The following is a 24138-nucleotide window of genomic DNA, read 5'->3' on the forward strand; positions in this document are numbered from 1 at the left end:
ATTACAAAAAATACCGATTGGTTTATTTATCTTGCAACGGATTAATGTTTTTTTAATCCCAGGCCGCTATTGGCCCAGCGCTGCGCAGCGGTGGCCGAAGGCCAGACCGAACAAAACGAGCCTTGGCGAAGTTTTGTGAAGGGCCGAGCAGACCTGCGAGCCGCGCAGCATAGCGGCGGCCGACCTAGCCGAAGGCTAGCCGGCCGCGGGCCCCAAAACATCATTATATCAATCAAATATTTACAGTTATGTCTATTTGGAAAAGAACAGCCAGCCTAGCTCAGCTCAATCAGTTATCGGAAAATACTGTGGTGAGTTATTTGGGCATTGAGTTTATAGAAATTGGGGAGGATTATTTGAAGGCCAGAATGCCCGTGACGGCCAATCAGGTGCAGCCAGCGCGGATTTTGCATGGGGGTGTTTCTGTTGTTTTGGCCGAAACGCTGGGTTCTGTGGCCTCGGTCCTTTGTATAAATGAGGATAGTGGAAAGCAGCCCGTGGGTTTAGAAATCAATGCCAGCCATTTGCGTTCGGTGCCTGAAGGAGGCGAAGTAGTGGGGATTTGTCGCCCTATTCGCATTGGTCGTCAGGTTCACTTTTGGGAGATCGAATTGCAGGACCAAAAAGAGCGCCCCATTTGTAGTAGCCGCCTTACGGTCATGCTAAGAGATGCTAAATAAGCCCCTTGAAAAGCCCTTTTTTAAGGGCTTTTTTTTATTTTGGCGCCCTTGATTCGAGACTTTACAAAAAGAGATATGTCAAAGAAATATACCCTTACTGCAGCCCTTCCTTATGCTAATGGGGCCTTGCACCTTGGCCATTTGGCGGGGGCCTATTTGCCTGCCGATATTTATGCCCGTTTCTTGCGCCGACAAGGCAAAGATTTGGCCTTTGTTTGTGGTTCTGATGAGCATGGCGCAGCCATTACGATTCGGGCCAAAAAAGAGGGGCGGAGTCCTCAGGAAATTATTGACCATTATCATGCGCTCAATAAAAAAACCTTTGAGCAGCTCGGTATTTCTTTTGACATTTATCATCGGACCAGTAGTGAGCTGCACCATAAAACGGCCCAAGATTTCTTTTTGCAGCTGTTGGAAAAAGGCGATCAGTTTGAGCAAAAGACTACGGAGCAATATTATGATGAAGACTTTAAGCAGTTTTTAGCCGATCGCTATATTCAGGGAACTTGCCCTAAATGTGGACATGAGGAAGCCTTTGGCGACCAATGCGAAAAATGTGGCTCTACGCTTTCGCCTACAGAATTGATTAACCCTATTTCTACAATGAGTGGAAAAACGCCTGTGCTAAAGGAAACTACGCATTGGTATTTCCGTTTGGACCAGCATGAGGCTTGGCTCAAAGAATGGGTAGAAAAAGGGCAGGTCGATGGCCAGCAATTGCATGATCCCAGCCAATGGCGCAAGCATGTTTTGGGCCAATGCCTTTCTTGGATCGAGGGCGGCCTACAACCCAGAGCCATTACTCGCGATTTGGATTGGGGAATCAAATTACCCATTGAAAATGCCGAGGGCAAAGTGCTTTATGTTTGGTTTGATGCCCCCTTGGGCTATATTTCGGCCACTAAGGCTTGGGCCGAAGAGCAAGGCAAAAATTGGGAAGATTACTGGAAAGGAGAGGATACCGAATTGATCCATTTCATTGGAAAAGACAATATTGTTTTCCATTGTGTGGTTTTTCCCGCCATGCTCAAAGCAGCAGGCGATTATGTTTTGCCCAAAAATGTTCCCGCCAACCAATTTTTGAACTTAGAAGGCAAAAAGTTTTCTAAATCGAGAGGTTGGGTAATTGAGCAGCATCAATATTTGCAAGACTTTGCCGAATTTCCCAATAAGGAAGATGCGCTGCGCTATGCCTTGATTCGCAGCTTGCCCGAAAATAAAGATGGCGATTTCAAATGGGAGGAATTTGTGGCCCTACACGATAATGAGCTAGCCGATAACTTGGGGAACTTCTTCAACCGAGTGCTCAGCTTTATTAAAAAATATAGTGCAGGCAAACTGCCCGCAGCCGATTTAGATTTGCTGATTCAGGGATCTGAGGTGGGCAGTGAAAGTAGCTACAAAAAGTTCTGCCAAACAGAAATTCTGCCTTTGGTAGAGCGTTTGGAAAAAGAAATCATGGCTTTTGAGCTGCGCCAAGCTATTCAAACGGTCCTAGAACTCTCTCGTTTGGGCAACGGTATGTTCCAAAATAACTCGCCTTGGAAAGTGGCCAAGGAGAACCCCGAAGCGGCAGAAGTACAAACCGTTTTGGCCCTTGGGGTACAGATTGCCGCTTGCCTTAATATTTTGCTAGAGCCATTTTTGCCCTTTGTGGCCAAAAAAATGCAAGAGCTCCTCAACTGGTCTGCTGATTTGGATTGGGAGGGCTTGAAAGCAAAACTAGCTGCAGGCCAAAGCCTTTTGGCAGTTGGTCATGCTTTGGCTGAACCCAAAGTCATCTTTGCCAAAATCAATAATAAGAAAGATAAGCGCTGGTCCGATTTGATCTTGCAACAAGAGCAGTTGTTGCAAGATCGGCTCAAAGCTTTAGAGGCGGAGGCCAAGCGCAAAGCCCAAGAAGAAGCCAACCAAAAGCGTTTGCCCGAGATCGAGTTTGATGATTTTACGAAGGTAGAAATGCGCTTGGCCAAGGTGATCTCGGCTAAAAAGGTGAAAAAAGCAGATCGATTATTGGAAATTGAGGTTGACTTGGGCAACGAAAAACGAACGGTGGTTTCTGGTTTGGCCAAATTCTATACGCCCGAAGAGCTCTTGGGCCAACAGGTGGTGATGGTGGTCAATTTGAAGCCCAGAAAACTCAGAGGAATTGTTTCGCAGGGAATGATTTTGACAGCCGAAAATCCAGACGGTAGCCTCTCTTTGCTCCAACCCTGGAAGGGCATGCAAGATGGCGCCTTGATTAAATAAGCTTCCGTTTTTGCATCTAGAAAGGCGCGAAGCGCCTTGGCTGAGGGATGGAAAGTGGGGCGGCGAAGCCGCAGACCCAAGTTTTTGAGCGTAGCGAAAAAAACTGCAGGGCCGAGCAGACCTGCGAGCCACGACAGAGCCCGACCCAAGGCCGAAGGCCGCAGGGGCAGCCCCAAAAAAAGAAAACATAAAAAGCAAAAGGGCAATCAGCGAAAAAACTGATTGCCCTTTTTAGTGTTGGAGGTCTATGTCTTAGCGTTGGACCGTGCTTTTGTATTCTTGTTGGAATTGTTCCCAGGGGGTTTTTTTGTAGTGGTCCTCGGCCAAATAATGCAAAATAGTATCAAAAATACCGACCTCTAGATAGCCCGGAATGCGTTGAATGAGTTGAAAATCCTCATTGAGAAAAACCACCGTAGGATAGCTCATTTTGCCATCTAATAAGACGGCGGCCAGTTGGTGGTAGCCTCTGCGGCCCTGGGGAATATACTTAAAGGTATTGCCCGCAAAGAGAATATCTTCTCGGTATTCGGCATCTAGTTTTACTGGATAAAAGTTGTTGTTGAGATAGGCCGAAATTTCTTTTTGCTGAAAGGTATTTTTGTCCATTCGCTTACACCAGCCGCACCAATCCGTATAAATATCGATGAAGATTTTTTTGCCTTTCTGGCCAGCGGCCTTATCGGCTTGGAGTTGAGCAACGGCCTGCTCATAAGTCATCCAATTGACGTTAGACAAAGGGCTTTCTTCTTCGGTTTCTTCGCTTTCTCCTCTAAAGCTTTTCAGCTCAAAGGTGGCGCTATCGGCAGATTTAGAGCTAAGGTTTTGGGGCGTACTGGAACTACAAGCGAGGTAGATTCCAGAAATAGAAAGAACTAAAGTAGTGGCAATTCTGAACATATAACAAATTATATTTTATAGACAGCTTGCTGTCTTAATTGGGGGAGGACAAGACTATTGGAGCAATAGTTTTGTTTGATGACAACACAAGAACGCAAGAGTTTTGCCCTTAGATGAATGTCCCGCAAGCTTTTGTTTATATTTAACAGAGCTCAAGATTAACAAAAGAAAGGCCAATAACAAAGCCCCCTTTTCTCTATCCTGAAAAAAGGGGGCTTTTCCAAAAGCAGCCAAGCTTACTTTTTGGTCCGCTCATATTGGTTCATGAACATAGCCGTATGCGCCAAAAAACGCTGGTCGGTAAATTTCTCTGCCAAGGTCTTATTGAGGAGCTCCTTGCTGCTTTCTTCCATGGGCTTTTGCTCTAGGGCAGTCACCACATCGGCCTCCAAACGAGTCTTTAGTTTGCTCCAGTAAGACTTTACATGAGGGTTAATCATGCTGCCGTTAAACTGCTTATTGAATTCCATCAAAAGGATATCTACCAACTGTTCTAGGTCCTTTGTATAATCGGCCATTATTTTAAATTTATGGGATAAATGAGAAATAGTGTTTAAAATAGCATGCTAAAACTACAATCTATTTCCAAATTTTCAAAACGCATAGGGGCAAAAAAAGTGAGCAGCTACTTTCCCCAAAGTAGCTGCTCTGTAATCCCCATGATTTACCCCAAACTTAATTGAAGTTAGAGCAAGTATTTCCTTTTGCTCTATTGCAAATTTACAGCAAGAAATAACTCTTTTTATAGGCCATTTGGGCAAAAGCTAAATTTAGGTATTATACTTATTTTCCTATCTGCTCGCCCATCCGAACCGCGGTTTCCATCCCTCTACGACTGTTTTCCAATAAATCTGCGCTCAATTCAAATTGCCCCGGCTCTAAAAGCATGACCACCGTAGAGCCCCCAAAGGCAAAATAACCCATTTCTTGCCCCTTTTCTAGCTGGGCATTGGGCGGATAACTAAAATGGATGCTGCCCACCATGGTCGCCCCCACCGGAGCCAACAAAATATCGCCCCGATCAGCCGTTTTTAGAATACTATAGGCCCTTTTGTTTTCGCAAAATACCTTAACAAAATTTCTGGCCAAGGCATAAGGTGAAACCGAATAGTAACGCCCCATAATCTGCTGGGCCTCCTCGGCCTGCCCCGCATAGGGAAAATGATAGCGATGATAGTCATGCGGCGCCAAGCGAATGATCAATAAACTCCCCTTGGCATAACGCTCAGCCAAGGCCTCATCACCCAAAAAACGCTTCAAATTAAAGGCCTGCCCCTTCACAAAAAAAGCACGCAGCTCATCAATATGCTCAAAAGCAAGCAGTTTGCCATCGGCCGGAGAAACCAAACCCTCCCCAATAGGCCGAGCCGAAGGATGTAATTTTCGACAAAAAAAGGCATTGAAATTTTCAAATTCCTCCACGCTCCGCAGCGCCTCGCTCATATCAATGTTATAAGCGGCCACAAAATCCGCAATCTTTTTCGCCGATTTCTCCTTGTCCATCCGCCGACCATACCAAGCCGACAAAAATTTTCTGCGCACCAATAACTCCAAGGGCAGTTTGCCCAACGGACTCTGATACAAAAACCGAATGTATTTTTCCGCCGGCGGCCGCTCCTCACAAAGCGCTCCCGTTTTGCGGTCTATATATTGTATTCCTTGCATGCTCTCTTTTTTTGACTATTACTTATCTTTTGGGGCCTCCGCTGCGGCTTCGCCTTGCGGCGCTACGTTTACTCCCTTCAGTCGTCGAACTGCGGACTAAAGTCCTTGTTGTCGCAGCTCGCTGCTGTTTTTGTGGGGCCTCCGCCTCCCTTCGGTCGTCGGCGCTACGTTTCGCAGCTCGCTGTTCGCTCGGCCCTGCGGCCTGACGGCCTTGGTCTGCGGCTGCGCCGCACTGCTCCACATCGCTAGGCCTGCGGCGGCTTCGCCGCCTGCTTTCTCCAATTACAGCAAATCGCCTATGAAATTACTATTCCCTTTTGTTTTCTTTTTTCTCCCTTTTGGCCTTTGGGGCCAAGTAGAGGACCTACAGCAACAAGCTCGGCAAAAATGGAGTTTGGGCCAAGAAAAACAAGCTTTTTTTCTCGCCCACAAAGCCCTTAATGCCGCTAAAGATCAAGCCAATTCGGCCCACTACAATAGCCTGCTGCTGCTGTTTGAACTGCATTTTGAATTGGGCCATATCGAGCAAGCCCGACAGTATGGCGCCCTAGCCCTACAACTAAATGAACAAGCGGGCTTCCGCTTGGGTTCAAGCCAATTGCTCTATAAGCAATTGGCCCGCCTAGAACAGCTTGATGGCCAATATGAAGCCGCCGAGCTCTTTCTGATGCAGGCCCAAGAACAACTCCCGCCCTTGCTCGGCCCGCCTAGCCTCGACCGCCTGCAGCTCCTAGCCCAATTGGCCGAGGTCTATCAGCTGAAAGGACAGTTGAGGGCCGCTCAGCGAATTTATGACAAAATTTTGCAGCAAAAAAATATCCCCCTAACAGAAAATCTCCAATGGCGCTATGCCGCCGCTATCTTGGCCCAAAAAAATAAGGAGGGCCAAAAGGCCGAAAGACTGTTCCAAGAAGCCCTAGCTCTTACTGGCCCCACTACCGCCTACCAAAGCGAAGTCCTAAAGGCCGCCCTGGCCCAAAATGCCTGGAAAATGGGAAAAACCAGCCTGGCCAAAAAACGCTATGAACAACTCTACCAAAATCGAAAAAAGAATTTGGGCCAGGATCATCCGCTCACACTCAGCCTAGCCGGAGAAATAGCCTATTTCTATGAAAGTCAAGGCCAATTGGACCAAAGCGAAACGCTCATGCAGCTTTATATCCAAAGCCTGATCCAAGAGATTGATGAATTGGCCCAATATACTAGCTACCAAGAGTTTTTGCGGCTCCAACAAAGCTTAGCCCCCGAAATTAACCGCTTTACCGCTTGGGTGAGCAGACATCCCCAACAAAAATGGCTCAAATGTTTGGCCCAACTCCAATTAGCCGCCCAAGCTAGGGGCCAAGAGGAGGCCACCGCCTTTAGACAAGCCCTAAAAGCCCTAAGGTCGCCCCATTTAATAGACCTCAAAATGGATTGGGCCGAAGCCGTAGAAAAGCTGGCACATAGCTATCGCCTCAGTAAAAAAAAGGCGGCCCACCGCTTCCAACAAGCCGAACAAAAAGCAGCGGTAAAAGCAGTAGAAAAAGAACTAAAGGCTGCCCTTCGCCAAAATGATATTCCCTTTTTAGCTCAAAATTATACCCTAGAACAACTACAAGCCCAATTAGATAGTACCGAAATGGCCATCAATATTTTACACTATCAAGACCATAATGGCCAAGCTTGGCTAAGCGAGGCTAAATTTGCGGCCCTGATCTTTAGCCAAGATAGCCTGCTCATTTGGCAAGAGCTCTGTACCGAAGAAGCCATAGCATCTGTCTTATCAGATATATTTAGACTCAAAACAATAAAGGATATTAACCGCAGCTATTTGTCTATTCCCGGACTAAGCCAATTGTTAGATAAAAAGCTTTGGCAACCCCTGCGCCCACATCTAGCAGATAAAAACTGCCTGCATTTCCAATTGCCCGCCATCTTGCAGCCGCTTTCTTTTGAAGCCATTCTGCAAAGCCATAATGAACGTTACCTCATAGAAGATTATGAACTGCATTATTATAGTAGCTTTCATAAATTAAAAAAACAGCCCCAAGCTTATGTCAGCAAACAAGCCTTTTTAATGGGGGGCGTGGATTTTGGCCGCAAACCCAAGCGTAGCCCCTGGCTGCCTTGGGATCCCCTGCCCGCTAGCCTAGAAGAAGTAGAGGATTTAGAAGTGGCCCTATATAATGCCGCCTGGGAAACTGATAAATTGACCAGCGGCTCGGCCAATGAAGTACACTTTTTAAAACTGCTGCAAGAAAAGCGTTTTCGCCTGATTCATCTGGCCACTCATGCCTACTTTTTTGAACGCCCAAAAGAAGGCGATGAAGGCGGAATTTTCTTTGAAGAAAGCAGCCGACAACTCAGCCTAGAAAAACAATTGATCCAAGAAGAAGAACAAGCCCTGATGCGCTCGGGTTTGGTCTTTGCCGGGGCCAACCTGAGCTGGCAAGGCCCCGCTAGCAGCTCTATGGCCGAGGCCGACGGTATTCTCACAGCCCTTGATTTACTCAGCCTAGAGCTAGAAGGCTGCGAACTGTTGGTCCTTTCTGCCTGCCAAACGGCCCTAGGACAAACGAGCAGCCAAGAGGGCCTGCTCGGCCTGCCCACCGCTTTTCAGCAAGCGGGAGTAGACTATTTTATGGGCAGCCGCTGGAGCGTGAATGACCAAGTTACCGCCCTTTTTATGGAGCTGTTTTATGAGGCTTATCTCGCAGGAGATTCGCCCCCCATCGCTCTGCGAAAAGCCCAGTTGGCCCTGATGAAAAAAGAAAAAGGACGCTATGCCCACCCTTATTATTGGGCCGCTTTTCAGTTGTTGCGCTAGTTTGCAGGGGACAGGCGGCGAAGCCGCCGCAGGCCACAACAAAGCCTTTAGTCCGCAGTTCGACGACCCAAGGGAGTAACCGTAGCGCCGACGACCGAAGGGAGGCGACAACAAGGCTGCAAGCCGCAGTTCGACGACTGAAAGGAGTAACGCCCCAAAACCATAAAAAAAGAGCAGATACCTTTAACCGTATCTGCTCTATCTAATTTAAGGCTATGCTTTAGCCATTAAGCCTCGCATTCTGCTTCATTTTCATAGCTGCTGAGCGGGGGACAAGTACAAATCAGGTTTTTGTCGCCATAGGCGCCATTGACCCGATGCACAGAGGCCCAAAATTTATTCTCCCGCACAAAGGGGAGGGGATAAGCGGCTTTGCTTCTGGAGTAGCTATGGCTCCATTCATCGGCACTGAGCTCGTGAATAGTATGCGGCGAATTGATTAAGACATTATCTTCTGTACTAGCGGCACCGCTGGCAATTTCATCAATCTCTCGGCGGATTTGCAAAAGCGCATCGCAAAAGCGGTCTAGCTCAGCCTTATCTTCCGATTCGGTGGGCTCAATCATGATGGTACCCGCCACCGGGAAGGAAAGGGTAGGGGCATGAAAGCCATAATCGATGAGGCGCTTGGCCACATCTTCTGCAGAAACATGCAACTGCTTAAATTTGCGCAAATCAATGATCAATTCATGAGCTGCCCGACCTTTTTCGCCAGTATACAATACATCATAATCTTGCTCCAAACGGGCCTTGATGTAGTTGGCGGTTAGAATCGCATAGGCCGTGGCATCGGTACAACCCTGCGCCCCCAACATACGGATGTAGCCATAAGAAATGAGCAAAATACTAGCCGATCCCCAGGGGGCTGCAGCCACCGCTTTGGTGCCCTGGACTCCACCTACCTGATCAGAAATATAGTGCTTGGGCAAGAAAGGCTTAAGCTTATCATTGACGCAGATGGGGCCCATGCCAGGTCCACCGCCCCCATGCGGAATCGCAAAGGTTTTGTGCAGGTTCAAATGGCAAACATCGGCGCCAATGAGGCCTGGAGCCGTTAGGCCCACCTGCGCATTCATATTGGCCCCATCCATATAGACCAGCCCGCCGCAATCGTGAATCTTTTGGCAAATCTCCTGAATGGCCGTCTCAAATACCCCATGCGTAGAGGGATAAGTAACCATTAGGCAAGAGAGCTGATCCTTATATTTGTCGGCCTTTTTATGGAGGTCCTCCACATCAATATTGCCCTTTTCATCGCATTTTACCACCACGACCTTCATGCCAGCCATTACCGCAGAGGCGGGGTTGGTGCCATGGGCCGAAGAGGGAATCAAGGCAATGTTGCGCTGCGATTGCTCATGGGCCAAATGATAGGCCCGAATGCTGAGCAAACCGCTGTATTCTCCCTGCGCACCAGAGTTAGACTGTAGCGAACAGGCGGTAAATCCAGTAATGTCAGATAAATAACGCTCCAATTCATCAAAGATTTGCAGATAGCCCTCCGCCTGATCTAAGGGTGCAAAAGGGTGCATCTGACTAAAGGCGGGCCAAGAAACGGGAATCAATTCGCTGGCCGCATTCAATTTCATGGTACATGATCCCAAAGAAATCATAGAGTGGACCAAAGACAAATCTTTATTTTCCAAGCGCTTGATATAACGCATCATCTGGCTCTCTGACTGATAGCTATTAAAGACGGGATGCTGCAAATAATCGCTTTCTCTTTGGAGCTGTTCAGGAATTTTAGGCGAGGCAAAAGCAGCTGCATAACGTTCGGCCAATTGCTCGGCTGTAGCCTCCAATTTTTGTCCCTTGAGTTGGGCAAATAGATTAACCAATTGGGCAATGTCTGTCAATTTTGTGCTTTCGTCTACCGAAATTTGCACATAACGGCCCAGATCATAAAACAAGTTGATTTCTTGGGCCAAAGCCAATTCCCGCAGCTTATCCTGCTCGGCCTTTTCCAAGACATCAATTCGCAAGGTATCAAAATAGGCTTTGTTTAGTTGCTGAAAGCCCAAACGGCTCAACTCGGCCTCCAAAAGCTGCGCATGTCGATGGATATTCTGGGCAATTTTGCGAATGCCATCAGGTCCGTGATAAACGGCATACATACTCGCCATAATGGCCAACAAAGCCTGGGCGGTACAGATATTAGAGGTGGCCTTATCTCGGCGAATATGCTGCTCTCTGGTTTGTAGGGCCATCCGCAAAGCGGGCTGCCCTTTTTGGTCCAAAGACATTCCAATAATACGGCCCGGAATCTGACGGACAAACTCCTCTTTGGTCGCAAAATAAGCAGCATGAGGTCCACCAAAACCCATAGGCACCCCAAAGCGCTGCGTATTGCCCACTACGGCATCGGCACCCCATTCTCCAGGGGCTTTTAATAAGGCGAGGCTCATCAAATCGGCGGTTACAATAACATAAATACCCGCAGCTTTGGCTCGTTCTACTGTGGCCCGAAGGTCCTTCACTTCTCCTCTAGAGTTGGGGTATTGCAACAAAATCGCAAAGATTTTGGGCTCCTTAAAGCGCATGCGCTCCGGATCGGCCACGGCAATTTCTATCCCCAAAGGCTCGGCTCTGGTCTTGAGTACGTCTAGAGTCTGTGGATAAATTTCTCGGCTAACCAAAAGTTGGTTGGCTGGATTTTTCTTGTTTTTCCGATTCTTAATTCCATAAAACATCGTCATGGCCTCGGCCGCAGCAGTGGCTTCATCCAATAAAGAGGCATTGGCTACGGGCAAAGCCGTCAAATCACTGACCATCGTCTGATAGTTGAGCAAAGCCTCCAAACGCCCCTGGGCAATCTCCGCCTGATAGGGGGTATACTGGGTATACCATCCCGGATTCTCAAAGATGTTACGCAAAATGACATTGGGCGTCAGCGTATGATAATAGCCCTGACCAATATAGCTTTTGTATAGCTTGTTTTTGGCGGCGATTTCTTTGAGCTCGGCCAAATAGTCCGATTCAGAAAGGGCCGCAGGCAGTTGCAAGGGCGTTGCTCTTCTAATGTTTTCAGGGATAGTCTCCGCAATAAGGGCCTCTAAAGACGGAAGGCCAATTTGCTTCAACATATCTTGAAGCTCTGTTGCATTTGGTCCAATATGACGCTGCACAAAACGATCGGGATGCTGGAAAATAGACATCGGCGTTTAGCTTTTGAGCAAAATAAAATTTTGCCTTTTTTAAAGAGTTGAGTTGATACTTACTACTTCTTTGGTTTTTAACTGCTTAAGTAGTCAAAGGGTAAGAACGGTTAGCTGTGCCACAAAGCTAAATTTTTTAGACTAGATTCTAAACCGCTTTGCCCTAAAAAACAGATTTATCTACACAATGTTTTTCCTTTTTTGGGGCCCGCGGCCAGCAAGGCTGGCCGCCGCTATGCTGCGGGGCTCACAGGTCTGTTCGGCCCTTCGCTGGCTTCGCCAGCTCGGTCTGGCCTTCGGCCACCCCTCCGCAGCGCTGGGCCTGCGGCGGCTTCGCCGCCTGCTAAACCCCCTAAAGGCCCAATTGTTACCAATAAGTTAAAGTGCTGACTTAATGAACTTATCGCTAAAGGCTAATGAGCTAGCTTTTTGTTAGCTCAAGCTAGGATTTTGCTAGCTCGACCTAGCTTTTTGTTAGCTCGACCTCAGATATTCCTAGCTCGACCTAGCTTTTAGTTAGCTCGACTTCAGGTATTCCTAGCTCGACCTAGCTTTTAGTTAGCTCGACCTCAGCTGTTCCTAGCTCGACCTAGCTTTTTGTTAGCTCGACCTTAGGTATTCCTAGCTCGACCTAGCTTTTTGCTAGCTCGACCTTAGGTATTTCTAGCTCAACCTAGCTTTTTGTTAGCTCGACCTTAGCTGTTCCTAGCTCAACCTAGCTTTTAGTTAGCTCGACCTCAGCTGTTCCTAGCTCGACCTAGCTTTTAGTTAGCTCAAGCTAAGACGCTACTAGCTTTTTTTAGGGACTGTTCAGGATTTTGTGTATCAGAATGAAATTTGGGCCTTAGCTGGCTAGGATTTGGCCAATAGTCGCCTAGGGGCTTGTCCCCTAGCGGGCTAAAGCCCTTGTTTGCTGATAGGGCCTAGGAAAAGAGAAAATCCCCTCGAATGAGGGGATGGCAATTTTTTAGTTAGCCTAGGGCCTTGGCCCTAGGGTTTCTATAAATTTTAGGAGAGGAATATATAGTAGGCAGCAAAAAGGGCAGACACAAAATTTCAAACAGTCTCCGAAAAATTCGTCCTACAGGCCCGAAGGGCCGCAGGCCTAGGGGCCTGAAAGGGGGCGGCGCAGCCGCAGACCAAGGAGCCGAAGGCGACGCAGGGCCGAGCAGACCTGCGAGCCCTGAAAGGGCCCGGCCGCCGAAGGCGGCAGGCCCCAAAAAAACAATAAAAAAAAGCCATCCCTACAACTAGGAATGGCTTTTCGCTAAGGCTTAATGCTCAAACTGTAACTTGGCCAGCTGTTGATAAACCCCATCTTCTTTTTGGCTGAGCTCTTGGTGGTTCCCCTGCTCAATGATCTCGCCATGTTCTAACACATAAATGCGGTCCACCTCTCGAATAGTGGCCAAGCGGTGGGCAATAATGATTGAGCTGCGGCCCTGCATGAGGGTGTTGAGGGCATCCTGGACCAGCCGCTCAGATTCGGCATCTAGGGCCGAGGTGGCCTCATCCAAAAGCAAAATTTTAGGGTCCTTGAGAATAGCCCGAGCAATGGCAATCCGTTGGCGCTGCCCGCCCGAAAGCGTGATCCCCCTTTCGCCCACAATAGTATCTAAGCCCTCCGGAAACTGCTGGATGAACTCCCAAGCATTGGCCTTTTGGGCCGCTTCAATGAGCTCTTCCTCGCTGGCGTTTAGCTTTCCGTAGGCAATATTTTCTCGAATTGTTCCACCAAACATCATCACTTCCTGAGGCACAATGGCCATATTCTGACGCAATTGGCTCAGGTTATAGCCACTAATATCTTGGCCATCAATCAGGATTTTTCCCTGCTGTTGTTGGTAGTAGCGCAGCAAAAGCTGCACAATAGTCGATTTTCCGGCTCCAGAACTACCCACTAGGGCCACTTTTTCGCCTGCGGCCAACTCAAAGTTGATATTTTTGAGCACCTGAATATCAGGCCGAGAAGGATAGCTAAACGCTAGCTGCTCAAAGCGGATATTTCCCTGAAGTCGAAGCTCGCCCTCTGGCGCCTCAGCGGCTATCTCGGTATCTTGCTCCAAAATATCTAGAATGCGCTCCGAGGCCCCCACGGCCCGCACCAACTGCTCGTAGAAGTTCCCCAAACTAAAGAGCGAACCGCCCAAAAGAGCTGTATAGGTAATAAACTGGACAAAGTCATCAGAGTGAAATCCGTTGGGGTCTGCCTCGTCAATCATGCTCGCTCCAATCCAAAGAATGAAGAAGATAGCCCCAAAAAGGACCGCAATAATAAAGGCAATGAAAAGTCCACGAACTCGAGCAAAACGCAGGGAAATCTGCACCACATTATCTACCGAGCGGCCGTAGCGCTTCCGCTCAAACCATTCAGAGGTAAAGGCCTTGACCACCGCAATGGCCGAAAGCGTTTCGTCTAAAATCACATTGGTCGCGGCCAATTCATCTTGGCGGTTTTTAGACAGTTTGCGAATGTATCGACCAAAGACCATCGCAATGATAATGACCACCGGAAAGGTCCCCAGCATAATTAAGGTCAGCTTGGGAGCAATAACGGCAATAAAACTCAAGCCGCCAATCAAGATAATCAGCTGCCGAATAAATTCGGCCAAGGTAATCGAGATGGCATCTTGTAGTTGTTGTACATCAGTGGTGGCCCGGCTAGATAGCTCGCCCACTCGGCGCTGCTCAAAAAAGTGGATCGGCTGCCGAATCAATTGGCTGTATAGGTCTTTCCGAATATCGGCCATCGATTTTTCACTCACATAGGTAATGAGCAGGGTGCGGATATAAGAAAAGCTAGCCTGAGAAAGCAGCAAGGCCAAAAGCAACCAACCAATACTATTAAAGGTGAGGCCATAGGCCGCCTCTCGGTCGGGGTCGGCAATAGCGAGTAGCTCTCCAGCAGCCCAAGGGAAAACCAAAAAGACAGAGCTACCCAGCATGAGCAAAATGAGCGAAAGCCCAAAAGCAAAACGGTAGGGCTTGATATAAGCAAGTAGTTTGAAGGCCCGCTTGAGCCCATCTTTTTTGAGTTTTTTTCGCCCTTTTGGGGCCTGATCATCTTGTTTAGACATTGTTCATTTCTTCTTACTGGCCCAAAAATAGGCTGTTAAGGCGCAAAAGTAACAGTTTTTTCAACAATAAGCGGGAGGAAGGGTTGGCTAAAATCTCCATATTTATGTCATTTTTTGGTCCAAAAAAGGGCAAAACAACTATTGTTGTTTTGCCCTTGCCTTTACTCCTTCGGCGCTTTTACATCCGCCAAAATCAATAGCTCTACCTTTTCTTGAGGCAGATTTGTTTTGAGCGTGATGGTTTTTCGCTGCAGGCCTTTTTTGCCTTTGCTATTAAACACGACCTTAATTTTGCCCCTTTCGGCCGTTTCTAAGGCCTTTTTTGGATATTCGGGCACAATACAACCACAGCTCCCTTTGGCACTAAAAATTTGCAGGGGCATATTGCCCGTATTCTGAAACTCAAATTCAAACTCTACTTTTTGCCCCGCTTCTAGCTCGCCAAAATCATAGACCGTTTGTACAAATTCCATTTTTGGGCGGGGAATCGCCTGCTCCAAAGCCGCAATCTTCTCCTCTTTCAAGAGCAGCTCCCGATTCATCTTTTTCGTCAAGCTTTCTAGGGCCAACAGCCTAGCCATCATAGAATCTTGGCGGGCAATGCTGTTGTTTAGGGCCTCTTGTAGGCCGGCCTGTTGCTCCAACATCCGCAGTTGGTTCAGGCTCTCTTGTTCTAGCTTTTCAATTCGGGCCAATAACTCTTTTTTCGATTGGGCCATTAGGCTGCTGCCCAGAGTACTAAGCAGTAGACAAAGCAGAAGCAGTTTCATTTGCTGAAATCTCATGATATAACTAGGTTTTAAATGATATGATTGAATTGGGGCTGCCCCGGCCTGCGGCCGGGTCGGGCTGTTTCGCAGCTCGCTGTTCGCTCGGCCCTGCGGCGGCTCCGCCGCCTAGGTCTGGCCTTCGGCCACTGCTGTCCATCCCTCAGCCTGCGCGGGCTTCGCCCGCTGCTAGACCGAATAAAGGCCAAAAATAAAAAAACTAAGGATTCCATTTCTTTTTGCCATAGGCATAAAGTTCTTGCAGGGCCATACTACCCAAAACCGCAATACAGGCCGATGTGCCCAAGGCCCCCCCATAGCCCTTAAAAAATTGACTCTGGGCAAAAAAGAGGGCCGCAAAAATGAGGGCCGAAACCAATTGGCTGGGCAAATTGGGCAAACGATGCCCCTGCGACATGCCCGCAAAACTAGCCCCAAAAAAAATAAGAGGCAACTCTTCTAGCCAAAAATCATCCAAGGGATAGGGCCATAAAAACAAAAAAAGCGCTAAGCCCAAGCTCGGAGCGGCCGAAGCCAATACTGCCGAAAAATGGGCGTAGCGCTGTAGGTACAAGCTGCAGTTTTGGCCCAAAATGCTAATCAAAAAGATAAGAAAAAAGCGAATCATGGACCAAAGGTAAGCAATCGCTTAGATTTTTTGTATTCGACTAAGGCCACGGCGACCTTTTAGCCACTGACGAACCTCTAGGAGGTAGGAGCCCGCTGGCAAATCTGAAATGTTAAGCTGGATTTGGGCCGATTCACTCTCTTGCCGCTGCATAAGCTGCCCCGCCATATTATAAATGCTGATTTGGCAGGGGCCCTCGGGCAAGTCTAGCTGGACCAAATTGCTGCTCGGATTGGGGTAGGGGCGTAACTCTAGGGCATTTTCCATCTGGGCCACTGCCGTAGACTGAATGATGCTTAGGCCGCCAACAAAGGGATCGGACCATTTGGGGTCGGTATAGACATTACTGCCAGAAAGGGTAGCCAAAAAGGCGGCTAGGGCATCTTTTTGGGCCTGCGTCAAGTTTAGCTGTCCTCCAGCGCCTGTCAAGCGAGCATCCAAATTGGTATTGTTGGGGTTTTGAGGAACCGCATTATAGTGGTTAATCAATTGCTGTAGATTTGTAATGTTCCCATTGTGCATCAAGGGACCATTGAGCTGCCCCTGAGGATTAACAATATCCCGCAAAGAAGGCGCCCGGGTATTTGTCAGATCTATGCCTGAGCCATCTGCAGTAGCAATGATGCCATTGTTGTTGGTCGCCGGGTCAATATCAAATTCGGGGGCGCGGTGGCAACCTTGGCAGCCCGCTCCACCAATAGTGGGGGGATCAATAAAGAGCAGCTTCCCTTGGTTTTCTTGGGCCGTAAAATTACCAAAGTTCTGATTGATGTTGCCATTGGCTTGGGCCAGCCCTTGGTCAAAACGGCTATCAAAAGATTGGATAGAGCGCACAAACTGAGAGAGGGCTTCCTGCATACGCGCCTCTGTAACAATGGTGTCGCCATAAACAAAGGTGAAGAGTTGTTGGTAGCGAGGGAGTGCACTAAGGCGGCGAATAAGAGAATCTAAATCAGGCTGTCCATTGCTGCCCGAAAAACCCATCTCTAGATGGTCCTGAATGGGGTGTGTGGTCTGCTCGGCTAAGCTCAGGGCACGTTTATCCCAAAAGAATTTTACCTCCTCGGCAAAGCGGGCATTGATGAGGCGCATAGAGTGGCGGCCCGTGAGCCCACCATCTAAGCCTAAAGATTGTTTGGCCGTATCGCCAAAGGCAAAGGCCTGCTTGTGGCAGCTCCCACAAGAAATTGTGCTGTTGGCCGAGAGTGCCTTATCATAAAATAAAACACGGCCTAAAGTAGCCACCGCATCACTCATCTGTTGGCCTGCGGGCAAATTGTCTAGCTGAATATAAGCGGGAACAGCTTGATTGGCGTAGTTGTCTAGCTGGTCTAAGTCAATAGTGCTAGCGCCAAGCACCAGGGCCATTAAGGCTGCTGCAAAAACAAAGGATAATCGCATAAGTTGTGGAGTAAAGGGGAAAGAAAGCGTTTAAGGGCTTTAGGACAGTACTGATGGACAAAGGTTTAAACATTTCTTTAACAACTTAAGTCTTTTTGATAGTATTTTCTAGCTAGATAAATTTTAAATTGAGGTCCAAGCCTTAGTGACTAGACGCAGGCAGGCCGTTGTTCCTGAAGAACAACGGCCTGCTTTTTTGGGCCAAATTGGCCTTTTTGTCGAGCTCGGGCGCGCAGCGCCAGCCGGCTGAGGGATGGGCAGCAGTGGCCCGAAGGGCCAGACCCAGCCGCCAGAGGCGGCGCAGGGCCGAGCAGGCCTGCGAGCTGCGATACAGCCCGACCCGCCCGTAGGGCGGGGCAGCCCCAAATCCTAGATATTGAGTGGATTGTGATAGAACATCCAGATAAAGGCCAGGATAACCGTGGGCAACATAATGCCTCGGGTAAACTCATCGAATCGGCGGCGGTTGGCTATGGCCACGGGAATCAAGTTGCCGCAGATCGCAATCAGGTGGAGCGTGCTGTCCTTAAAGCCTGGCCAAGCCGTGGCATAGGTGTCCAGGACTCCAGATTGTAGTAGAATTTTATTGATGGCAAAGACGAGGGCAAAGCTAATCAGGGGCGTAATGAGTCCCCAAGCCAAGCCATATACCAATTGATCTTTAAACAGTTGCATAGCTTATACTTCTTCCAGAAATTTGAGATGATTTAGAGCGGGATAGGCCGTGAGGTCGTGCATAGAAGGCACCACCGAAACGTAGCCATTTTCTAGGGCGCAGACGTCGGCATTTTCGTCTTCTTTGGCTAGGGTAAACTTGCCCGTGAGCCAGTAGTAAGTGCGGCCCATGGGGTCGGTATTTTCCAAAAAGTCTTCGGCCCAATGCCCCTCTGCCTGATGGCAAACCTTAATGCCTTTGATGGCATCGGCGGGTAGTTTGGGGATATTGACATTAAGGAGAAGGGTTTCTTTTAGGCCTTGTTCTAGGACCTGCTTAATAATCTTGCGGGCATAGATTTTTGCGGCCGAAAAATCGGCCTCAATGCTATAGTCGAGCAAGGAAAAACCGATAGAGGGAATCCCTTCTACGGAAGCCTCCATGGCGGCCGACATGGTGCCGGAGTAAATGATATTGATCGAGGCATTGGAGCCATGGTTGATGCCCGAAACACAGAGGTCAATATCTTCATTTTTGAGCAAAACATGCTTGGCCAATTTGACACAATCTACTGGGGTGCCCGAGCAGGCATAGGCGGGGATATTAGGGCCAAAAATGCGTTGTTCTTTGAGGCGGAGGGGGTGTTCTAGGGTAATGGCATGCCCTTGTCCAGATTGCGGACTATCGGGGGCCACTACATAGACCTGCCCAAATTCTTGGGCCACTTCTACTAGGGCGCGGATGCCCGGGGCGCTTAGGCCGTCGTCATTGGTAACTAATATGTTTAGCGACATAATTTAGGTAGCGTTTAAAAGAGTTTAGCCATTAGATATTCGTCAATGTACTCGCCATTGACTCTGGCCGAATGTTTTTTGGTGCCTTCTATTTCAAAGCCTCGTTTTTTGTAAAGGGCGACCCCTCTTTCGTTATGGGTCATGACGGTGAGCTCGAGGCGATGGATGCCGTTTTCTTGGGCCCAATCTTCTAGGGCGGCAAAGAGGGTGTTGCCTAGCCCTTGGCCCCAAAATTCTTTGAGGACCGAGATGCCAATATGCATAGCGTGCTTAATGCGCTCGCCCCGACCATAGGGGAAGCTGCCCGCAATATGGCCAATGAAACGGCCGCTTTCTTCTTCTACCGCCAAAAAGATGCGATGAATGCCCGTAGCAACCGCCATGCGTAGCTGAAAGCTGTTCATTTGCCGCTCGCCAGGCTCTTGCAACATAAAGTTACTCTCGGCATCGGTGGTTTGCAATAGCTCAATAAAGGCCTTGGCATCTTGGGGTTTCATGGCACGGATAATATAGCCCATAGTTATTCAGATTTCTTTTTCTGTTCTTCGGGGTACTCAATGCGCACATGCTGAATGCTGCGAAGCATTTTCTTGAATACCGCCTTAATTTGATCGAGTTCTTTAAAGGTAATGTTTGTGTTTTGCAATTGGCCCAGCTCTAATTTGAACTTGACAATTTTATCGACCAATTGGTCAATATCTTGACCCGTAGGATTTTTTAAGCTTTTGGATGCCGCCTCAATAGAGTCGGCCAACATCAATATGGCCTCTTCTTTATTTCTGGGGGCTGGTCCAGGGTAGCTGAAATCGGCCGGGTCTACTTCTAAGTCAGGATTTTCCTTTTGGTACATCCGATAGAAATATTCTACTCTTGTGCTGCCGTGATGCGTGGCAATAAAATCAACTAAAGCCCGAGGTAAACGGTATTTTCTGGCCAACTTAACGCCCTCGGTCACATGCCCAATAATCATAGCCGCACTTTCTTTATAAGTCAATTCCTCATGCGGATTATATTGGTTTTGGTTCTCTATAAAGTAAGGCGGATTGAGCATTTTGCCAATATCGTGATAAAGGGCCCCAACCTTGACGAGTAGGGCGTTCCCACCTACTTCCGAGCAAGCTGCCTCGGCCAAGTTGGCCACCTGTAAGGAGTGTTGCATGGTGCCTGGCGCTTTGAGCGATAGCTCTTTGAGCAAGGGCTTGTTGAGGTCCGAAAGTTCTACCAAAGTGATTTCAGAGATAAGCCCAAAGATGCGTTCTAGCAAGGGAATCAAAGGGTAGGTGAGTAGGGTCAAAAAGACGTTAAAGCTAATCCAACCCAAGTTACCCCATTCTACGCCCTCTTCAATCAAGCGACCATCTTCGGCCAAAACAGGCGAAAAGGCGCCTTTGTGAATGAGCTCTAGCCCCAAATAACAGCCCGCATAGGCAATCCCAATATAAAGGACCGCAAAAAAGAAGTCAGTCAAATAACGGGTTTTGCGCTTGGTCAATACGGCTACCATGCCCACAATAATCTGGACCAAAATAAATTGATAGTCCAAAGAAAGCAGCATACTCGCAATCAGAATGATCACAATATGCGTAAAGAGCGCCATCTGAGCCGAAAAGAAGTTCTTGATGACAATAGGCACAATGCAAAAGGGAATCAGATAGGAGCTCAATTCTGGCAGTTGGTCTACCGCAAAAGAAAGATAAGAGTAGCCTCCAATAAAGACCAAAATCAGGCTCAAATGCTGGTTGTTGTTAAAGAGCTCCGGCGAATAGGTCCGCATGAAAATACTAAAAATAGCAATCAGGGCCAAGGTCAAGAGCAGGTAGCCCAAATAAATCAAAAAGCCGTTTTTATGCTGGTTGATCTCTTGGTCATATTTTTCTTTGTAGGAAATCAGCTTGGCATAAGCCGTAGAATCTACCAATTCATTTCGTCTAATGATTAGCTCGCCCGCCTTGACCATCCCTCTGGTCAGCGAGACATTATCAATGGCCAAGGCTTTGTTTTTGGCGGTCAAGGAGGCGTCGTAGTTGATGTCTGCCTGGGCCATCAAACTGTCTAATAGGGCCAAAAGGAGCTCGGTTTGCTCCGAACTTTGGGGCAGTTTCCCCAAGCTATCGACCACAATCTGGGCGGCCTCTCGCTGCGAAAGGAAGTCGAGGGCCTGATGCTCGCCCAATTCTACTTGCTGCTCAATGAGGCGAAATTGCAATTCTTTGCCCTCTGCCTGATGCTGGCTGGCCAACTCAATAATGTGCTGTTCATAGGTTTTGGCCAGCAGGCCTTGCCCCAAATCTTGGGCCTGACTACTATCTATTAGGGCCCGAATGCTATCATTCAATTGCTGGTAGCGCTGGGCAAAAGCCGTTTCAAAGCTAGCAATTTGCTTTTGGCCCAAGGCCGCATTCAAGCGATAATAAGGCATGAAGTCTTTGGCCAAATATTCCTTTTCTTGGGCCAATAGGGTTTCCGATTTCTTAATCGGAAAGGCAAAAGGTGCTCTGAGGTCCTCATAACGCCAACTTTCTCCCGGCTCAAAGTTATAATCCAAACGGATGTTGTTGGGGAAAAAGAGGCTAATAAATAAAACTAAAGCCCCCAACAAAACATAGCGCACAATATGCGGAATGGTTTGTAGGTATTGCTGTATCGCATTTTTCTTTTTCATAATTGTTTTTTGCAGTCTGGCCAAAATACAAAGATTCAATGGCTTTGCTGTGGGCTCTTCTGTTTTTTTTGGGGCCCGCGGCCAGCAAGCTGGCCGCCGCTATGCTCCGCCGCTCGCAAGTCTGCTCGGCCCTGCGCGGGCTGCGCCCGCTAGGTCTGGCCTTCGGCCACGGCTGCGCAGCGCTGGGCCTGCCCGATGCGCAAATAAAAAGGCCAGCGCTCTGCAGAGCGCTGGCCAAGTTGGTCCATTCGTCAATTTAATCAGGGCGGCTCGGCCAACAGGCGGCTGTTCAGCCGCCAATCGGCTGAGGGGCTGTAGCAGGGCCGCCGCAGGCGGCAGACCCAAGGCTTTTGAAGCAAAGCGAAAAAGCCTGCAGGGCCGAGCAGACCTGCGAGCTGCGCAATGGCCCGACCCGAGCGAAGCGAGCGGGCAGCCCCAAATCCTTATCGAATAATTAGTTTTTGTACTTCTTGTTGGCCCGTTTTGCTACGATACTGCAACAAATACTGCCCAGCGGGCAAGTCCGTCAACTGAAAGCTGCTATACTGCTGCCCTTGGACCAACTGCTGCTGTTCGATGAGGCGGCCCATGAGGTCAAACAAAAAGAGTTGTCCCCCTGCTTCTAGTGGCGCTTCCCATTTTACGACAAACTCGCCTTGGTTGGGGTTGGGGAAAAGGCTAAAGCTGCTGCTTTGGGCCAATACATTATGGCTAGTTGTGGTGTCTACATAAGAGGGACGGTAAAAAGAAATTCCCCCGCGGATGTTGCCCAGCACAAAGTCGCGCTCGCCATCGCCATCCAAATCGGCCACGGCAATGCTGCTGTTTCTTCCCTGCCAAAAGCCCATAAAGTCTAGGCTGAGGGTGTCATAAAGGCCCGTTACATTACCATCAATATTATTAAACTGTAGGATTTTGCCGTCATCATGGCCCAAAAAGAGCTCAAAGTCGGTCCCTAGATCTACAAAATGTGGCGCGGCCAAGCTGCCCCCATAGGCCGTGAGGTCAAAACCAAAGGCGTTGCTGCTTGGGCTGCTTGGAAAGTCGGGGGTATTGGCGTCTCCATCATTTTCATAATAGTACATTCGGCCAATATCATTACCCACCACAAGGTCAAGGTCGCCATCTCGGTCCAAATCCATAAGTTGAGGATAAGCGACGCTGCCCGCATCAATGCCCGCAAAACTATCTGTGCGGTTGCCCCAAATCATAGCCTGGTTGGCCCCTGCGGTATTCTCAATAAGGTCTAAGGTGCCATCTACCAAACCGACCAAAAGGTCTTGGTCGCCATCGCCGTCAATATCGCCAAAAGCAGGGACAAAAGACTGTTCACCCAAGCTAGCTAAGCCCGCAAAGTCTTCATCCATTAACTGAAAGACAGGAGCAGTTGCCGTACCCACATTTTCGTAATAATGTAGGCTGGTACTAAAGACATTGAAGGTATCAGTATAGGCAAAATGCCCAACCACTAGGTCCAAAAGGCCATCGGCATTGACATCGACAATTGTAGGGAAGCTCCCCATGCCCAAATCAATCATCTGCCCTACCATAAAGTCCTTTTGCTGAAACTCCAACTGCATAGTCGAGTCGGGGCTGTTGTTGAGGTAGAGCCAAGAAACAGAGTCGGTAACGGCCTCTCCTGTAGCTAGCTCGGTGGGGCTGGCAATCATGTCTTTATCGCCATCATTGTCTACATCCACAAAGTAGCCTGCGGGATAGCTAAATACATTTACAGGAACATCATAGCTAGGGTAGGTAGTATCTTGAGAAACAAAGAGAAAGGTGTCGTTAACTATCTCGGCAGTAAGCATATTGAGCGTGTTTACACTCACATCGCCCATAAGCAGGTCCATTTTGCGGTCGGCATTCCAGTCTACTAAGGTCACGGTAGACCCAATATGTCGAGGGTTGGCCATGCGTCCCCAATAAGGGTTGCCAGCACAACTATCTACGCCAGGGCTTAGCAAGGCGGTATTGTCAAAACCACTTTCCGAGAACATGCCATGACATTCATGTTCCAAGACAAAATTTAGAGAGTCGCAGCCATGTCCATCATCCATAGAGGTGTTGCGGTAGTAGTATACATTTCGTTGAAAGGTGAAGTCTAGGGTAAAAGCGGCAATATCTAAGTCGCCATCAAAGTCAATATCTTCAATGGCGGGAACATCGGGATTAAAGATAAAGATGTCGCTGACCCCAAACTGAGGGTGGGTATATTCCAATAAGGGGTTATAAAGGTCAAACTCTAGCTCATTATCGGCATTGTAGCGTCCTTTATAGACGCCAATTCCGCCAGAGGTAAAGGGCGGTTGGTTAAAGAAGAAGAGGTCGGCAATGCCGTCACAGTTAAAGTCACGGGCCAGCATGAAGTTACGGGTCCCTTGTGGGAAGTTCTTCTGGTATTTGGGTGCATACTTATAGTTGATCTCATTGGGCCCTCCTTCATTGAGAAAAGTCAAGGCAATTTGCCCAGAACGGTCATAGACCAATAGGTCCATTTTACCGTCATTGTTCAAATCTAACTCAGAGTACTGGGGGGTATTTAACCCACCTAGCGCTCCATAGATTAAGGTATCCCCATTGCTGTTAATGACAGGGGGTAACCAAGGCTCTACAGTCTGTCCAAAGCTAAGGCCAGCAAAGAGCAAAAGAGGGAGTAGAAGGAGTTTGTGCATAACGCAAGTGGTTTTATAAT

General features: G+C 48.4%; 16 protein-coding genes. 3 read left to right on the forward strand and 13 right to left on the reverse strand.

What is annotated here, in order from left to right; all coding sequences use genetic code 11:
• Positions 1-248 precede the first annotated feature (248 nt).
• Positions 249-680: a hotdog fold thioesterase gene (locus SGRA_RS14445; RefSeq protein WP_015693500.1), complete on the forward strand. Its 432-nt coding sequence runs from the start codon at positions 249-251 to the stop codon at positions 678-680.
• A 75-nt stretch (positions 681-755) separates the two neighbouring features.
• Positions 756-2930: a methionine--tRNA ligase gene (gene metG, locus SGRA_RS14450; RefSeq protein WP_015693501.1), complete on the forward strand. Its 2175-nt coding sequence runs from the start codon at positions 756-758 to the stop codon at positions 2928-2930.
• A gap of 252 nt (positions 2931-3182) precedes the next feature.
• On the opposite strand, the gene SGRA_RS14455 is transcribed toward metG, so the two are convergent.
• The 3 genes from SGRA_RS14455 to SGRA_RS14470 all read right to left on the reverse strand — a co-directional run bounded on the left by SGRA_RS14455 (position 3183) and on the right by SGRA_RS14470 (position 5495).
• Positions 3183-3830: a thioredoxin family protein gene (locus SGRA_RS14455; RefSeq protein WP_015693502.1), complete on the reverse strand. Its 648-nt coding sequence runs from the start codon at positions 3828-3830 to the stop codon at positions 3183-3185.
• A 236-nt stretch (positions 3831-4066) separates the two neighbouring features.
• Positions 4067-4348: a hypothetical protein gene (locus SGRA_RS14465; RefSeq protein WP_015693504.1), complete on the reverse strand. Its 282-nt coding sequence runs from the start codon at positions 4346-4348 to the stop codon at positions 4067-4069.
• A 265-nt stretch (positions 4349-4613) separates the two neighbouring features.
• Entirely contained in the window at positions 4614-5495 is an 882-nt protein-coding gene (locus SGRA_RS14470) for a phosphatidylserine decarboxylase (RefSeq protein ID WP_015693506.1), read from the reverse strand.
• 298 nt (positions 5496-5793) lie between these two features.
• Here SGRA_RS14470 and SGRA_RS14480 point away from each other — a divergent pair, with 298 nt between their 5' ends.
• Positions 5794-8304, forward strand: a complete 2511-nt coding sequence (locus SGRA_RS14480) for a CHAT domain-containing protein (protein WP_015693507.1) — start codon at positions 5794-5796, stop codon at positions 8302-8304.
• Positions 8305-8531: 227 nt separating this feature from the next.
• Here the strand turns inward: SGRA_RS14480 and gcvP are convergent, their stop codons facing one another.
• From gcvP to SGRA_RS14540, 10 genes are all read right to left on the reverse strand, one after another.
• On the reverse strand, positions 8532-11459 hold the full coding sequence (gcvP, locus tag SGRA_RS14485) for an aminomethyl-transferring glycine dehydrogenase (RefSeq protein ID WP_015693508.1): 2928 nt from the start codon (positions 11457-11459) through the stop codon (positions 8532-8534).
• Between the two features lie 1274 nt (positions 11460-12733).
• Positions 12734-14536 (reverse strand): ABC transporter ATP-binding protein, encoded by a 1803-nt coding sequence (locus SGRA_RS14495; RefSeq protein ID WP_015693510.1) that lies wholly within the window; start codon positions 14534-14536, stop codon positions 12734-12736.
• Between the two features lie 161 nt (positions 14537-14697).
• Positions 14698-15321, reverse strand: a complete 624-nt coding sequence (locus SGRA_RS14500) for a DUF1573 domain-containing protein (protein ID WP_015693511.1) — start codon at positions 15319-15321, stop codon at positions 14698-14700.
• 202 nt (positions 15322-15523) lie between these two features.
• A complete protein-coding gene (locus SGRA_RS14505) occupies positions 15524-15931 on the reverse strand; it encodes a hypothetical protein (protein WP_015693512.1) in 408 nt (135 codons plus the stop codon).
• 21 nt (positions 15932-15952) lie between these two features.
• Positions 15953-17332, reverse strand: a complete 1380-nt coding sequence (locus tag SGRA_RS14510; protein WP_015693513.1) for a cytochrome c peroxidase — start codon at positions 17330-17332, stop codon at positions 15953-15955.
• A 369-nt stretch (positions 17333-17701) separates the two neighbouring features.
• Positions 17702-18007, reverse strand: coding sequence for a hypothetical protein (locus SGRA_RS14515; RefSeq protein ID WP_041329683.1), 306 nt, complete (start codon positions 18005-18007; stop codon positions 17702-17704).
• 3 nt (positions 18008-18010) lie between these two features.
• Positions 18011-18781: a 5'/3'-nucleotidase SurE gene (gene surE / locus SGRA_RS14520; RefSeq protein ID WP_015693515.1), complete on the reverse strand. Its 771-nt coding sequence runs from the start codon at positions 18779-18781 to the stop codon at positions 18011-18013.
• 14 nt (positions 18782-18795) lie between these two features.
• The gene (locus SGRA_RS14525; RefSeq protein ID WP_015693516.1) at positions 18796-19299 is read right to left on the reverse strand and encodes a GNAT family N-acetyltransferase; all 504 of its coding nucleotides are present in this window, start codon (positions 19297-19299) and stop codon (positions 18796-18798) included.
• A gap of 2 nt (positions 19300-19301) precedes the next feature.
• A complete protein-coding gene (locus SGRA_RS14530; RefSeq protein WP_015693517.1) occupies positions 19302-21443 on the reverse strand; it encodes an HD family phosphohydrolase in 2142 nt (713 codons plus the stop codon).
• Between the two features lie 443 nt (positions 21444-21886).
• Complete coding sequence (locus tag SGRA_RS14540; RefSeq protein ID WP_015693520.1) at positions 21887-24118, reverse strand: FG-GAP-like repeat-containing protein; 2232 nt, start codon at positions 24116-24118, stop codon at positions 21887-21889.
• Between the last annotated feature and the right edge of the window lie 20 nt (positions 24119-24138).

Origin of the sequence: Saprospira grandis str. Lewin (assembly GCF_000250635.1) — a bacterium.
Lineage (GTDB): Bacteria > Bacteroidota > Bacteroidia > Chitinophagales > Saprospiraceae > Saprospira > Saprospira grandis.